At 67.2% G+C, this 15,025-nt stretch carries 13 protein-coding genes and 1 tRNA gene; 8 read left to right on the top strand and 6 right to left on the bottom strand.

The window, feature by feature from the left end; translation table 11 throughout:
- The first annotated feature begins 142 nt into the window (after positions 1 to 142).
- The 7 genes from ACO07J_RS16040 (at position 143) to hisH (ending at position 7,183) form a co-directional block, all read left to right on the top strand.
- Entirely contained in the window at positions 143 to 3,586 is a 3,444-nt protein-coding gene (locus tag ACO07J_RS16040; RefSeq protein WP_422030752.1) for a pyruvate carboxylase, read from the top strand.
- A 76-nt stretch (positions 3,587 to 3,662) separates the two neighbouring features.
- Positions 3,663 to 4,154: a DUF2314 domain-containing protein gene (locus ACO07J_RS16035; RefSeq protein WP_422030750.1), complete on the top strand. Its 492-nt coding sequence runs from the start codon at positions 3,663 to 3,665 to the stop codon at positions 4,152 to 4,154.
- A gap of 20 nt (positions 4,155 to 4,174) precedes the next feature.
- Positions 4,175 to 4,564, top strand: coding sequence for an MAPEG family protein (locus ACO07J_RS16030; RefSeq protein WP_422030748.1), 390 nt, complete (start codon positions 4,175 to 4,177; stop codon positions 4,562 to 4,564).
- A gap of 95 nt (positions 4,565 to 4,659) precedes the next feature.
- Positions 4,660 to 4,734 (top strand) — tRNA-Gly (locus ACO07J_RS16025).
- Positions 4,735 to 4,865: 131 nt separating this feature from the next.
- Positions 4,866 to 5,873, top strand: coding sequence for an LLM class flavin-dependent oxidoreductase (locus ACO07J_RS16020; RefSeq protein ID WP_422030746.1), 1,008 nt, complete (start codon positions 4,866 to 4,868; stop codon positions 5,871 to 5,873).
- Positions 5,874 to 5,952: 79 nt separating this feature from the next.
- The gene (gene hisB, locus ACO07J_RS16015; RefSeq protein WP_422030744.1) at positions 5,953 to 6,540 is read left to right on the top strand and encodes an imidazoleglycerol-phosphate dehydratase HisB; all 588 of its coding nucleotides are present in this window, start codon (positions 5,953 to 5,955) and stop codon (positions 6,538 to 6,540) included.
- Between the two features lie 4 nt (positions 6,541 to 6,544).
- A complete protein-coding gene (gene hisH / locus ACO07J_RS16010; protein WP_422030742.1) occupies positions 6,545 to 7,183 on the top strand; it encodes an imidazole glycerol phosphate synthase subunit HisH in 639 nt (212 codons plus the stop codon).
- 161 nt (positions 7,184 to 7,344) lie between these two features.
- Here the strand turns inward: hisH and ACO07J_RS16005 are convergent, their stop codons facing one another.
- Positions 7,345 to 7,737: a DUF2147 domain-containing protein gene (locus ACO07J_RS16005; RefSeq protein WP_422030740.1), complete on the bottom strand. Its 393-nt coding sequence runs from the start codon at positions 7,735 to 7,737 to the stop codon at positions 7,345 to 7,347.
- 136 nt (positions 7,738 to 7,873) lie between these two features.
- Between ACO07J_RS16005 and hisA the strand changes: the two genes are divergently transcribed.
- Positions 7,874 to 8,596 carry a 1-(5-phosphoribosyl)-5-[(5-phosphoribosylamino)methylideneamino]imidazole-4-carboxamide isomerase gene (gene hisA, locus ACO07J_RS16000; RefSeq protein WP_422030738.1) on the top strand — a complete coding sequence of 241 codons (723 nt, stop codon included), beginning with the start codon at positions 7,874 to 7,876 and terminating at the stop codon, positions 8,594 to 8,596.
- 53 nt (positions 8,597 to 8,649) lie between these two features.
- Here hisA and ACO07J_RS15995 read toward each other — a convergent pair whose 3' ends face one another.
- The 5 genes from ACO07J_RS15995 to ACO07J_RS15975 all read right to left on the bottom strand — a co-directional run bounded on the left by ACO07J_RS15995 (position 8,650) and on the right by ACO07J_RS15975 (position 14,989).
- On the bottom strand, positions 8,650 to 10,560 hold the full coding sequence (locus ACO07J_RS15995; protein WP_422030736.1) for an elongation factor G: 1,911 nt from the start codon (positions 10,558 to 10,560) through the stop codon (positions 8,650 to 8,652).
- 213 nt (positions 10,561 to 10,773) lie between these two features.
- Positions 10,774 to 11,856, bottom strand: coding sequence for a molybdenum ABC transporter ATP-binding protein (modC, locus tag ACO07J_RS15990; RefSeq protein ID WP_422030734.1), 1,083 nt, complete (start codon positions 11,854 to 11,856; stop codon positions 10,774 to 10,776).
- Positions 11,853 to 12,545 (bottom strand): molybdate ABC transporter permease subunit, encoded by a 693-nt coding sequence (gene modB / locus ACO07J_RS15985; RefSeq protein ID WP_422030732.1) that lies wholly within the window; start codon positions 12,543 to 12,545, stop codon positions 11,853 to 11,855. The genes modC and modB overlap by 4 nt, the downstream gene beginning before the upstream one ends.
- Before the next feature lie 5 nt (positions 12,546 to 12,550).
- The gene (gene modA / locus ACO07J_RS15980; protein WP_422030730.1) at positions 12,551 to 13,312 is read right to left on the bottom strand and encodes a molybdate ABC transporter substrate-binding protein; all 762 of its coding nucleotides are present in this window, start codon (positions 13,310 to 13,312) and stop codon (positions 12,551 to 12,553) included.
- 42 nt (positions 13,313 to 13,354) lie between these two features.
- Positions 13,355 to 14,989 carry a hypothetical protein gene (locus ACO07J_RS15975; RefSeq protein WP_422030728.1) on the bottom strand — a complete coding sequence of 545 codons (1,635 nt, stop codon included), beginning with the start codon at positions 14,987 to 14,989 and terminating at the stop codon, positions 13,355 to 13,357.
- Positions 14,990 to 15,025 lie beyond the last annotated feature (36 nt).

The raw sequence follows: 15,025 nt of genomic DNA, 5'->3' as shown, positions 1-15,025 counted from the left end.
AAGGGTAATTCCCCGCGCACCACCATTGCGCAAAGCTTTCACAAATCTTACAAGATGCGCAAAGTGGTGCTGCACTGCGGCAATTTCATTGCGCGCAGGGCGGCACCACCGGGAATGGACTGCATGTCAGGAGGGCGGGCCGGTGGCTGACTTCAAGAAAATCCTCATCGCCAACCGTGGCGAGATCGCGATCCGCGTGATGCGCGCGGCCAATGAAATGGGCAAGCGCACGGTCGCCGTCTTCGCCGAGGAAGACAAGCTCTCCCTCCACCGCTTCAAGGCCGACGAGGCCTACCGCATCGGCGAGGGCATGGGCCCCGTCCAGGCCTATCTCTCGATCGACGAGATCATCCGCGTCGCCAAGCACTCCGGCGCCGACGCCATCCACCCGGGCTATGGCCTGCTGTCGGAAAACCCCGATTTCGTCGATGCCTGCGCCGCCAACGGCATCACCTTCATCGGCCCCAAGGCCGAAACTATGCGCGCCCTGGGCGACAAGGCCTCCGCCCGCCGCGTCGCGGTCGAGGCCGGCGTGCCCGTCATCCCCGCCACCGAGGTGCTGGGCGAGGATATGAACGTCATCCGCAAGCAGGCCGAGGAGATCGGCTACCCGATGATGCTCAAGGCCTCCTGGGGCGGCGGCGGCCGCGGCATGCGGCCCGTCACCAAGCCCGAAGAGCTCGAGGAAAAGGTGCTCGAAGGCCGCCGCGAGGCGCTCGCCGCCTTCGGCAACGGCGAAGGGTATCTCGAAAAGATGATCACCCGCGCCCGCCATGTCGAGGTGCAGATCCTCGGCGACAAGCACGGCCAGATGTACCACCTGTTCGAGCGCGACTGCTCGGTCCAGCGCCGCAACCAGAAGGTCGTCGAACGCGCCCCCGCCCCCTATCTCACCGACGCCCAGCGCGCCGAGATCTGCGAGCTTGGCTACAAGATCTGCAAGCACGTGAACTACGAATGCGCCGGCACGGTCGAATTCCTGATGGATATGGAAACCGACCAGTTCTACTTCATCGAGGTGAACCCCCGGGTGCAGGTCGAACACACCGTCACCGAGGAGGTGACCGGCATCGACATCGTGCAGGCCCAGATCATGATCGCCGAGGGCAAAACCCTGGCCGAGGCCACCCGCAAGGCCAGCCAGGACGAGATCACCCTGAACGGCCACGCCCTCCAGACCCGGATCACCACCGAGGACCCGCTCAACAACTTCATCCCCGACTATGGCCGCATCACCGCCTACCGCTCGGCCACCGGCATGGGCATCCGGCTCGATGGCGGCACCGCCTATTCCGGCGGGGTCATCACCCGCTACTACGATTCGCTGCTGACCAAGGTCACGGCCCATGCGCAAACCCCCGAGGCCGCCATCGCCCGGATGGACCGTGCGTTGCGTGAATTCCGTATTAGGGGTGTTTCGACCAATATCGCCTTCGTCGAGAATCTGCTGAAGCACCCGACCTTCCTGTCGAACGAATACACCACCAAGTTCATCGACACGACACCGGAGCTTTTCCAGTTCGCCAAGCGGCGCGACCGGGGCACCAAGGTGCTGACCTACATCGCCGACATCACGGTGAACGGTCACCCGGAAACGCAAGGAAGGGCCAAGCCCAAGGTAGATGCGCCGGTGCCCAAGGCGCCGAAGCTCGACACCGACACGCCGCCGCCCGGCACCAGGACCCTGCTGCAAGAGCAGGGCGCCAAGGCGGTGGCCGACTGGATGCTGGCGCAGGATCGCCTGCTGCTGACCGACACCACCATGCGTGACGGGCACCAGTCGCTTCTGGCCACGCGGATGCGCTCGATCGACATGATCCGGGTGGCGCCCGCCTATGCCCATAACGTGCCGCAACTCTTCTCGGTCGAATGCTGGGGCGGGGCCACCTTCGACGTGGCCTACCGCTTCCTGCAGGAATGCCCCTGGCAGCGCCTGCGCGAGCTGCGCGCCGCCATGCCCAACCTGCTGACCCAGATGCTGCTGCGCGCCTCCAACGGGGTGGGCTACACCAACTACCCCGACAACGTGGTACAGGAATTCGTACGGCAAGCGGCGGAAACCGGCGTCGACGTCTTCCGCGTCTTCGACAGCCTCAACTGGGTCGAGAATATGCGCGTCGCCATGGACGCGGTCATCGACACCGGCAAGATCTGCGAAGGCACGATCTGCTACACCGGCAACATCCTCGACCCCGACCGCGCCAAGTACGACCTCAAGTACTACGTCTCGATGGCCAAGGAGATGGAGAAGGCCGGCGCCCACATCCTCGGGCTCAAGGACATGGCGGGCCTCCTCAAACCCGCCGCCGCCCGCCAGCTCATCACCGCGCTCAAGGACGAGGTCTCGATCCCGATCCACTTCCACACGCATGACACCTCCGGCATCGCCGGCGGCACCATCCTCGCCGCGGCCAATGCCGGCGTCGATGCGGTCGATGCGGCGATGGATGCTTTCTCCGGCGGCACCTCCCAGCCCTGCCTCGGCTCGATCGTCGAGGCGATGGCCCATACCGAGCGCGACACCGGGCTCGACATCGCCCATGTCCGGGCTCTGTCGAATTACTGGGAACATGTCCGCGCCCAGTACGTGGCCTTCGAATCCGGGCTTCAGGCCCCGGCCTCCGAGGTCTACCTGCACGAAATGCCCGGCGGCCAGTTCACCAACCTCAAGGCCCAGGCCCGCTCGCTGGGGCTCGAGGAACGCTGGCACGAAGTGGCCCAGACCTATGCCGACGTGAACAAGATGTTCGGCGATATCGTCAAGGTCACCCCGTCTTCCAAGGTCGTCGGCGACATGGCCCTGATGATGGTCAGCCAGGGCCTCACCCGCGACCAGGTCGAAGACCCGGACACCGACGTGGCCTTCCCCGACTCCGTCATCGACATGATGCGCGGCAACCTCGGCCAGCCCCCGGGCGGCTTCCCCGACAAGATCGTCGCCAAGGTGCTCAAGGGCGAGAAACCCAACACCGAACGCCCCGGCAAGCACCTCGAACCGGTCGATTTCGAGGAAACCCGCGCCAGGCTGGTCAAGGAGCTGGAAGGCAAGTCCGTCGATAACGAGGACCTCAACGGCTACCTCATGTATCCCAAGGTCTTCCTCGACTACATGGGCCGCCACCGCACCTATGGCCCAGTCCGCACCCTGCCCACCAAGACCTTCTTCTACGGCATGGAACCGGGCGAGGAGATCAGCGTCGAGATCGACCCGGGCAAGACCATGGAGATCCTGCTCCAGGCCGTGGGCGAAACCAACGAGGACGGCGACGTGCGCGTGTTCTTCGAGTTGAACGGCCAGCCCCGCGTCATCCGCGTGCCCAACCGCATGGTCAAGTCGCAGACCACCCAGCGCCCCAAGGCCGAGGCGGGCAACCCCAACCATGTCGGCGCGCCGATGCCGGGCGTCGTCGCCTCGGTCTCGGTGCAGGTCGGCCAGAAGGTCAAGGATGGCGACGCGCTCCTGACCATCGAGGCGATGAAGATGGAAACCGGCATCTATGCCGAACGCGACGCCACCGTCAAAGCCATCCACGTCCAGCCCAGCAGCCAGATCGACGCCAAGGACCTCATGATCGAGCTGGAGTGACGGCCACATCCCTGTTTACCAGGCGAGCCCCGCGACCTATGGTTGCGGGGTTTGTTGTCGGAGCCAACGTCTTGCCATGAAACACCTTTCCGCCCTGCTGGCCCTGTTCCTGCTCTCGGCCACCGCGCTGGAAGCCGTCGAAGGCGTGACGCCCTATCATAACACCGACACCCACATGAACGCGGCGGTCGAAGACGCGCAGAACACGCTCGATCTCTTCGTCCGCAACACCTTCGACAGCTCGGGCAGCGCCGCCCCGGACGCGTCGGTCAAGGTCGGCTTCGACGTCGGACGGCACGGGGTCGAGGTGATCTGGGTCAGGAACCTTGCGAAGGCCGGCGCAAGATGGACGGGCCAACTCGACAACGACCCGCTCTACATGGACGGGTTCGCCTATGGTGACGCGGTCCGTTTCTCTCGCGAACAGATCTTCGACTGGGCGTATTACATGGGCGGGAAAGCCTACGGCAACTACACTACCCGCGTCATCCTCGACGATCTCGATGCCGCAACCCGCGCACAGGTCCGCGCGATGCTGTCCGACCAGCCGATCCCACCCGGCTGGTAACCCCGAACAGGAGCCTCCCCTTGCCCCTCACCGCCACTCCCCTCTACGCGGGCCTTCTCGCCCTCCTGCTGGTCTTCCTCAGCTTCCGGGTCATCTTCTACCGCTTCTCGGCGCGCATCTCCCTTGGCGACGAGGACGACAAGAACCTCCGCAAGCGCATCCGGGTGCAGGCCAACTGCGCCGAATACGCCCCCTTCGGCGTGATCCTCCTGTTGCTGGCCGAGCTTCAGGGCGCCCCCTTCTGGGCGCTGCACCTGCTCGGCGGCACGCTCGTCGCCGGCCGCCTGCTTCATGCCGTCGGCATGGGCTCCACCCCCCAGATCCTGCGCCTGCGCCAGGCCGGCATGGTCCTCACCTTCACCATGTTCATGGCCACCGCCCTCGGCCTGATCGGCCACGCGCTCTTCTGAAGCCTGCCGCTTTCCGCCGAAAAATCCTGCACCCTGCTGCATTTTCCCCTTGCAGCGGCGCCTGAGTCTTTATATCTCACGCCTCACCCAAGGATGCGGGTGTAGCTCAGGGGTAGAGCGTTACCTTGCCAAGGTAAATGTCGTGAGTTCGAATCTCATCACCCGCTCCAATTCTTCTTCCCACAGATCAGACTAGGCCCACCCCGGCCCGCGTGCCGTGGGGTCGCCGGTTTTCTCCCCACCTCCACCCTTGGCCTCTCCCCCGGCGATGATTAGCTTCACCGGGAACGGAGGCCCTCCCATGCAGAATTTCTCGCTCCTCGACCTCTCCCCCGTCCCCGAGGGGAAAACCGCCGCCGACGCGCTGGCCGGAACGGTCGATCTCGCCCAACACGCCGAGCGCTTCGGCTATCACCGCTACTGGCTGGCCGAGCATCACAACATGCCCGGCATCGCCAGCGCCGCCACCTCCCTCGTGATCGGCCAGGTCGCGGCCGCCACCAGCACCATGCGCATCGGCGCGGGCGGCATCATGCTGCCCAACCACGCGCCGCTGGTGATCGCCGAGCAATTCGGCACGCTCGCCACCCTCTACCCGAACCGCATCGACCTCGGCCTCGGCCGCGCGCCGGGCACCGACATGGCCACCGCCCGCGCGCTCCGCCGCCACATGGCCCCCGAAGACAGCTTCCCGCAGGACGTGCAGGAGCTGATCGCCTATCTCGGCGACATGCCCGAGAACGCTACCGTCCGCGCCATCCCCGGCACCGGCACCCATGTGCCCGTCTGGATTCTCGGCTCCAGCCTCTACGGCGCGCAGCTCGCGGCCTATCTCGGCCTGCCCTACGCCTTCGCTTCCCACTTCGCGCCCGCGATGCTGGAACAGGCGATCGAGACCTACCGCCAGACCTTCCGCCCCTCGGAATTCCTCGACAAACCCCACCTGATGATGGCCGCCGGCGTCTGCGCCGCCGATACAGACGAGGAGGCGACCTATCACCGCTCCTCGCAACTCCTCGCCTTCGCCCGCCTCAGAACCGGCAAGCCGGGCAAGCTGCCCCGCCCGGTCGAGAATGTCGAAGCGGAGATCCCCGCGCCGGTCCTGGCCCAGGTCCGCGAGGCGCTCTCCTGCTCGGCCACAGGCTCCCCCGACCGCGTGCGGCAACAGCTCGGCACCCTGATCGACACCTTCCAGCCCGACGAGCTGATGATCACCGGCATGATCCACGATCACGCCGCCCGCCTCCGCTCCTTCGAGATCGCCGCCGAGATCCTGACCGACATGCGCGCCCAACCCGCCGCCGCCTGACCTCCGCCGCCCGAACTCGCCCTTGGCCTGCGCCCCGCGCGCCCCTATAAGGGCGCGAAACCACTGACGGATTCCACGGATGCGCAAAAGCCAGATCACCCGGAAAACCGCCGAGACCGAGATCGACGTCACCGTCGATCTCGACGGCACCGGCCAGTATGACAACGAAACGGGCGTGGGCTTCTTCGACCACATGCTCGACCAGCTGGCGCGCCACTCGCTCATCGACATGCGGGTCCGCTGCACCGGCGACCTGCATATCGACGACCACCACACCGTCGAGGACGTGGGCATCGCCCTCGGCCAGGCCCTGCGCGAGGCGGTGGGCGACAAGACAGGCATCACCCGCTACGGCGCCTGCCTCCTGCCGATGGACGACGCCCTCGTGCGCGCGGCGCTCGACCTCTCGGGCCGGCCCTTCCTCGTCTGGAACGTCGACCTGCCCACGCCGAAGATCGGCACGTTCGACACCGAGCTCGTTCGCGAATTCTTCCAGGCGCTCAGCACCCATGGCGGCATCACCCTCCATGTCGACGCGCTGCACGGCTTCAACAGCCACCACATCGCCGAGGCGGCCTTCAAGGCCGTCGCCCGCGCCCTGCGCGACGCGGTCGAGACCGACCCGCGCAAGGCCGACGCGATCCCCTCGACCAAGGGCGCGCTGTAGCCCCATGACCACCGTCATCGTCGATTACGAAAGCGGCAACCTGCACTCGGCCGAGAAGGCGTTCCAGCGCATGGCGGCCGAGACCGGCGCGGGCGCGGTCGTGGTCACCTCCGACCCCGACACCGTGCGCCGCGCCTCCCGCGTGGTCCTGCCCGGCGACGGCGCCTTCCCGGCCTGCCAGAAGGAACTCTACGACCACCGCGGCCTGTTCGAAGCCATTGAGGAAGCCGTCATCAAGGGCGGCCGCCCCTTCATGGGCATCTGCATCGGCATGCAGATGATGGCGACGCGCGGCCTCGAATACACCGAGACCGCCGGCTTCGACTGGATCCCCGGCACCGTCGCCGCCATTTCGCCCTCGGACCCGTCGCTCAAGATCCCCCACATGGGCTGGAACGATCTGATCCTCGACCACCCCCACCCGATCTTCGAGGGCATCGACACCGGCCACCACGCCTATTTCGTCCATTCCTACCAGTTCCAGGTGGCCGACCCGGCCCACCGCCTCGCCCATTGCGACTATGGCGGCGACGTTACCGCCGTCGTCGGCCGCGACAACATCGTCGGCACCCAGTTCCACCCCGAGAAAAGCCAGTCCACCGGCCTCCGCATGATCGCTAACTTCCTCCGCTGGGCGCCGTGAGTACCAGAAGAACTTTCATGCCTCCGGCGGGAGTATTTCCGGAAAAGTGAAAGCCGGAGCACACCGCCCCGGCTTCTTCTGGCCCGAAATATCCCGGGGGAGGCGTTGAATTTCCGCTGGAAATTCAACGCTAGGCGCAGCGCCCCCTCCCGTGCCTCAGATCACTGAACCCGCGTCCAGGTCTGTCCCCGGCAGAACACCGCGACACACCCTTCGACTGTCAGCGTGTTCCCGTTCAGCGACATCTTCGAATTGTACGTCTTGCCCCGGTCCGGCGCCCAGATCTTGCCGTTGCCATACTGGCCGCCGCCTTCCGCCTGCATGTCCCACAGCATCCGCTTGTTGAGATGCTCGTAGCTGTCGTTCGACTGGCCTTCGGCATTGAACGCCTTGCGGATCGCGCCACAGATCGCCTCGCCGCAGCTGTAGACGCTGACATGCAGGTATCCGCCGCTGTCGCCCGGCTCGGTTTTCCACGTGCCTTCCACCGGGTCGGCGAAGGCCGCGCCTGCGCTCACGCAAAGCGCGCCGATCATCATTCCGAGTTTTCGCATAGGTTCTCCTCCCTTGAAAACATGGCCCCAGCTTGAGGGCCCTTCCCGCAACCGATCAAGTCTGACGTCGGGTCGCGTTGCATTTTTCGCAGCGTCATGCCAAAGCCCGGCACGGCAACGAAAGGAACCCGCGCCGATGATCCTCTACCCCGCGATCGACCTCAAGGACGGCCAGGCCGTCCGACTGCTCAAAGGCGAGATGGACAAGGCCACCGTCTTCAATGACGACCCGGCCAGCCAGGCCGCGCAATTCGTCGAGGCGGGCTGCGAATGGTTGCACCTCGTCGACCTGAACGGCGCCTTCGCGGGCGAGCCGGTGAACGCCGCGGCGGTCGAGGCGATCCTCGAGCGCGTCAATGTCCCCGCCCAGCTCGGCGGCGGCATCCGCGACATGGCCACCATCGAGCGCTGGCTGGCAAAGGGCCTGCGCCGCGTCATCCTCGGCACCGTGGCCGTCGAAAACCCCGCCCTCGTGCGCGAGGCGGCAGGCGCCTTCCCCGGCCAGGTCGCCGTCGGCATCGACGCCCGCAACGGCCTCGTCGCCACCCGCGGCTGGGCCGAGGAAACCGACGTGCAGGTCACCGACCTCGCCCGCTCCTTCGAAGACGCCGGCGTCGCCGCGATCATCTACACCGACATCAACCGCGACGGCGCCATGCAGGGCCCCAACATCGAGGCCACGGCGGCACTGGCCAACGCCGTCTCGATCCCCGTCATCGCCTCCGGCGGCGTCTCCAGCCTCGACGACCTGCTGGCCCTCCGGGACTGCGGCGCCCCGCTCAACGGCGCCATCTCCGGCCGCGCCCTCTACGACGGCGCGCTCGACCTGAAAACGGCCCTCGCCGCCCTCAAACCATAACACCCGCCCCGGCCCCCGAGCCGGGGCCTCGCGCCACAATCACCCCAAGCTGATCAAGCCTTCGCCAACTCCTCCGCCCGAACCTCGGTGTAGTGATCGAACTCCGCCGTAAACCACGCCGTTCCCCTTGCCGCACTCGCCAGCGTATGGGTCAGTTCGTCCAGCGCCGTCATCGGCAGCATCGCGCGGAACACGTCCCACCCGGCGGCGGTCGGGTGGCCCTCGAACCCCATCACCTGCCCCTTCATGCCGGAAATCGTCGGCACCAGCCCCCCGGCATAGACCGAGGGCACGTGGATCAGCACCTGCGCGATCGGCTCCAGCACCGTCGCGCCGCTTTCCGCCATCGCCTCCTTCATCGCGTTCTTCCCGGCGGTGCGGAAGGCAAAGTCGGAACTGTCGACCGAATGGTGCTTGCCGTCCTTCAGCGTCACGCTCACATCGACCACCGGAAACCCGTTCGGCCCCTCGGTCAGCGCATCGCGCACCCCGGCCTCCACCGCCGGAATATAGTTGCGCGGCACGGCGCCGCCCTTCACCACCTCGTCGAAGGTTTCCCCACCGCCGCGGCCCAGCGGCGCCACGTCGATCACCACGTCGGCAAACTGCCCCGCCCCGCCCGACTGTTTCCGGTGCCGGTGATGGCACGACACCGGCTTGCGGATCGTCTCGCGATAGGCGGGCGGCACGTGATGCTCCGTCACCTCGATCCCGAACCCGTCCGCCAGCTTCGCGGCCAGCCGCCGGAAATGCTGCGGCCCCTGCCCGCAAAGCACGGCATGACCCGACTGCGCATCCTGCTCGACCCGTATCCCGGTATCTATCTCCGACAACCGCTCCAGCGCCGAGGACAGCCTTGCCTCGTCCCGCTCATGCGCCGGCTGAATCAGCCGCCGATAACCCGGCTCATGCGCACAGGCCCAGCCCGGCAACGGATGCGCCGCCCCGGCCTCGTAAACCTCTCCCGCCTTCAGGTGGTCCGACTTCATCGTCAGCCCCACATCCCCCGGCGCCAGTTCCGGCAGGGGCGACTTGGCATCGAGCCCGGTGATGCTCCCCACCGCCTTGCCGCCAAGGTTCTTGCCATTGCCCAGGCCGTCGCCCAGCGCCCGTATCATTACCGTCTTGCCCAAGTGCTTCACGTGATCGGCCAGCAGCCCCACGGCCACCGGCTTCGCGCCCTCCGACAGCCGCTCACGGGCCACCTCGACCCCCGGCGCCTCGTGCCGCAGCGACTTCATCAACCGCAGCATCCCGTTGCGATGCTCGGCCGAGCCCATCAATGCGGGCACGAGGTCATGATGCTGCAACACGCTCGTCGCCGTATGATAGACATCCTCGGTCAGCGGCTGCTTGTCCTCGATCAGCTGCTCCATCAGCCCGTCATCGAAATCCGCCAGCGCCTCCAGCAGATGCTCGCGCGCCTCCTGCTCGCGGCTCGCCACGCTGTCGGGGATTTCCACCAGCGCCGAGGGCATGCCCTCCTGGTACTGCCAGGCCCGTTCCGATATCAGGTCCACCGCCCCGACAATCACCCCGTCCTCGCGTATCGGCACCTGCCGCAACGCGATCCCGTGCCGGCAGTACACCTGCAACGCCGCGATCACCTCGCTCATCCGGCCCGCCGCCGCATCCACCCGGTTCACAAAAAGAAAGCAGGGAACCCCTGCTTCTTCGATCACCCGGAAATAGGGGGCCGCCAGCACCGCGGCCTCGGGATCGGCCCCGACGCAGAGCACCGCCGCATCGCTCCCCGCCAGCGCGGGCCCCGCCGTCGAGAGGTTTTCCGCGCCACCGGCAATATCCACCGCCGTCCAGTCATCGCCCATGAAACCGAACTGGCTCACCTTCGCCACGCCGGGAATGTCGAGCACCTGCGCGCGCTGCTCCTCCAACCCGATCAGCCCCTCCACCAATGTCGATTTACCGGATTGCGATGGTCCGAGAACCGTAAAGACCCGCATGATGTTCCTCCCTGTTTCAAGCCAGCGTTGCGCTGCCCGAACAAAGGAGAGGTGGCCATCGCCACCGCGACCCTGTCTCGCCTGCAATCTGCCCTTCCCGCCGGTCACGGCCTGACATCGCAGCCGGCCCCTGTTTCGACGGTCTCGGTCCTGCCACTGTCGGCCATCGCGGCGGCACGCGTCAAGAAATCTGTGCGGCGCCCGCCCTGCCGGTCAAAGCCCGCCCACATCCTCGGGCGCGATCGCCACCGTCTTGATGACCGCGTAGCACTCCGCCCCCGCTTCGATCCCCAGCGCCTGTGCCGAGCGCCGCGTCACCCGCGCCAGCACCGTGCCGGCGGGCGTGTCCAGCGACACCAGCATCCCCGGCCCCTCCCCCGGCCGAACCGCCGAGACCGTGCCCGGCAGCAGGTTCAGCGCCGACAAGCCCACCGGTTTCTCCCGCGACAGGATCACGTCATGCGCCGCCACGCGCACCCGCACCTCGCGCCCCGCCTCTTGCGCGAGCCGCGGCAGGAACAGCGCCGCGCCGCCCGCCTCCAGCTCGGTCAACCCGTCCTCGTGATGCCGCGCCACCCTGGCCACCAGCAGCGCCCCGGCGCCCCGCACCCCCGTCGGCATCACCTCCGGATCGCTCAGCACCTCGCCCGCCGGTCCCTGCCGCACGACCCAGCCGTCCTGCAAGACCACCACCGTGGTTGCCAGCCTTGCCACCTCCGCCGCCGAATGGCTGACATAGAGGATCGGCACCGACACCTCGTCCCGCAGCCGCTCGAAATAAGGCAGGATCTCCGCCTTCCGCCCCTCGTCCAGCGCCGCCAGCGGCTCATCCGCCAGCAACAAACGCGGCCCCGCCAGCAATGCCCGGCCAATCGCCACCCGCTGCTTCTCGCCGCCCGACAATCCGCCCGGCCGCCGCGACAGCAGATGCCCGATCCCCAGCATGTCGATCACGTGATCCATGCTCTCGGTCGCATCCCTTCCGGCGAACCACCGTCCATAGGACAGGTTCTGCTTCACCGTCATATGCGGGAAGAGACGCCCCTCCTGGAAGATATAGCCCAGCCTGCGCCGATGCGGCGGCAGCCACCGGCCCGCGTCCGTATCGACCAGCACCGCGCCGTCCACCGCCACGCGCCCCCGGTCGGGCTTCAACAGCCCCGCCACGGCATTGACCACCGAGGTCTTCCCCGACCCCGACCGCCCGAACAACACCGTCACCCCCGGCGGCGCCTCGAAGGACACCTCCAGCCGGAACCCGCCCAGCGTATGCCCGATATCCACCGCCAGCGTCATCCGCCCGCCACCCGTGCCGCCGCGCGCCGCGCCACCACTTCGGACAACAACAGCGCGCCCATGGCGATCACCACCGACACGATCACCAGCCGCATCGCCGGCCCCTCGCCGCCCGGCACCTGCAGGAAGGCATAGACCGCCGAGGGCAAGGTCTGCGTCTGACCCGGAATGTTGGAGACAAACGTAATCGTCGCCCCGAACTCTCCCATCGCCTTGGCGAAGGCCAATATGGCCCCGGCCAAGACCCCCGGCAGGATGAGCGGCAAGGTCACCGTCACGAACACCCAGGCCCGTGACGCCCCCAAAGTCGCCGCCGCCTCCTCGAGCTTCGGGTCCACCGCCTCGATCGACAACCTTATCGCCCGCACCATCAGCGGAAACGCCATCACCCCGGCCGCCAGCGCCGCCCCGGTCCAGCGGAAGGCAAAGACGATTCCCACCTTCTCCAGCACCCCCCCCACCGGCCCCGTCGTGCCAAAGGTCAGCAACAGCAGGTACCCCGTCACCACCGGCGGCAGGATCAGCGGCAGGTGCACCAGCCCGTTCACCACCTGCTTGCCCGGAAACCGCCACCGCGCCAGCGCATAGGCTGTGAAGATACCCAGCGGCAGCGCCACCAGCGTCGCCCAGAACGACACCCGAAGCGACAGCGCCACCGCCTGCCACTCCTCGGGGCCAAGCCATCCCATGCCGGTCAGTCCGCCAGCACGGTGAACCCGTGCCGCTCGAACACCTCGCGCGCCGCCCCGCTTTGCAGGTAGCCTAGGAACTCGGCCACCATCGGCCCGACCTGCCCGCTCATCGCCGCCGCCGGGTAGACGATGGGCGGGTGGCTGTCCTCGGGGAACTCACCCAGCACGCTCACGCCCGCCTCCGCCGCCGCATCGGTGGCATAGACCACGCCCATCGGCGCCTCGCCGATCGCCACCAGCTTCAGCGCGGCGCGGACGTTGTCGGCCTGCACGACCGATTCCTCGACCGCCTGCCACTGCCCGAGGCTCTCCAGCGCCGCCTTGCCGTAAATCCCCGCCGGCACCGCATCCACCAGCGCCATCGCCAGCCGCCCCTCGCCCAGCATCGCGCCAAGGTCCATGTCCGGCCCGATCTCCACCGGCTCCCCCTGCCCGTGGGCGATCAGAACGATCCGGTTGCCCAGCAGGTCGATCCGCGTACCGGGCTCGACCTTCCCGGCCTCCTCCAGCCGGTCCATCCAGTCGGGATTGGCCGAGATGAACACATCCGCCGGCGCCCCCAGCTCGATCTGCCGCGCCAGCGCCGACGACCCGGCATAGGAGACCGTCACCTCGTGCCCGGCCGCCGCCTCGAACCCGGCGGCCACCTCGTCCAGCGCGGTCTTCAGGCTCGCCGCCGCGAAGACCGTGATTTCATCCGCCGCCACCGGCCCCGCCAGCAGGGCCGCCAGCGCGACCGCCACAAATCGTGTGATCAATCCCATCATACCCACGGAGTATTGACACCCCGCCCTCCTCCGCAAGCGCTAATCCACGCTTCTGAGCCGGCTCCGCTGGATCATCGCCACCACCACCAGCGGCACGACCACCGTTACCACCGCCACCGTGATCAGCAGCCAGCCCAGCTCCGAATAGTCCTGCTGCATCGTCACCGCCCCGCTTTCCGGGTCGGTCACCTCGCGCCGGATGGCGTAGACCCGGTTGAGATACTTGGTCCCCAGCGTGCTCGCCGACAGCGCCAGGTTGGTGAACGACGCCATCACCGCGAAGAACGTGGCCTTCAACTCCCCCGGCGCATTCTTCGCGATCCAGGCCAGCATCGGGATCATCGCGATCTGCCCCAGCGGCGACTCGATCGCCGTATCGAGGATCGCGATGAACCGCGCGTCCACCACGCCCCCGGTCAGCGGCGCGGTGATCTCCTGTATCCCGTAATACAGCCCGATATTCGGCAGGGTCAGAACCCCCGCCGCCAGCGTCAGCAGCACCACGATATAGACGATCGACCGATGCGCCATCAGCGGCCGCAACACCACCATCCCCGCCAGCGTCAGCACCGAGGTGATCAGCGACAGCACCGACAGGAACTGCTGGTCGAACCCCAGAACGTCGATGTTGAACCACGCCAGCCCGTCGCCCGGCCGCGGCACGGCGCGGAAGGCGAAGATGATCACCGCCGTCCCGATCAGCGTCCTCGCCTGCGCCTCCGGCAGCACCGCCACCAGCTGCCGCATCAGCAGGATCACGATGATCAGCGAGCCGGCAAAGATGATCTCCTGCCCGTATGGCACCTGCCCCAGCCCGAAGATCAGCGTCAGCGCCACGAAGGCGCCGCCGCCGATGAAATACCACATGTTCGGCGTGGTCTCCTCGTCGGGCCGGGCAAAGGCCGCCTCGACCTCCTCGCGCGCCAGCCCCTGCCGCTCCAGCCGCCGCTTCTTCACCGCCTTCTGCACCCCGGCCAGCACCACGCCCGAGACCGAGATCACCGGGATCGCCAGCGCGGCCAGGTAGATATCCGCGTAAATCTCCGCCTTGGCTGCCGGGCTCAGCCCGCCGATATCGCGAAACATGTAGATGTTGAGCGCCGCCACCACGACCGTGCCGGATATCAGCGCGAAGCGCCCCAGCGTCTGCATGGTCACATGCATCGCCTTCTCGTCCTCGTCCGAAATGGGGTTGCCCGCCTCGTCCACCTTGGGCACCGCCTCGACCGACATGGCATCGGCCACCGCGTCCTGCAGCACCACGCCGCAAGGCGCCAGCAAGACGCTCGTCACGTACCACGAGCTCAGCGGCATCACCGCCGCCATCAATTCGCGCTCGGTCAGCACGAGGTACATGATGAAGACACTCGCCGCCAGCAACCCGGCCCCGATCCAGACCAGCAGCCATTTCCACTTCCAGATGATGTCCACCAGGTGCCCCAGCGGCATTTTCAGCGCCCAGGGCAGCCCCGCCCAGAAGGCGAGCCCGGCCAGGTAGGCGGCCGACAGGTCGAGGTAATCCTTGACGAAGAACGTGCCCACGATCGCCGTCAGCCCGGTGAACCCGTAGGCGAAATAGACCATCAGCGGCGGCAGGAATGACCATCGCACCTGTCGGCCGAGGTCGAAAATGATTGCGTCGATCCAGCCCTTGCGCGCCCTGGTCCCCGTCATCGGCTCTCCTTCTGTCGATCCGGTCAGCCTAAAGGG

Source organism: Roseovarius sp., assembly GCF_965228755.1.
Classification (GTDB): domain Bacteria; phylum Pseudomonadota; class Alphaproteobacteria; order Rhodobacterales; family Rhodobacteraceae; genus Roseovarius.
This window is presented reverse-complemented; position numbering and strand designations above follow the sequence as displayed.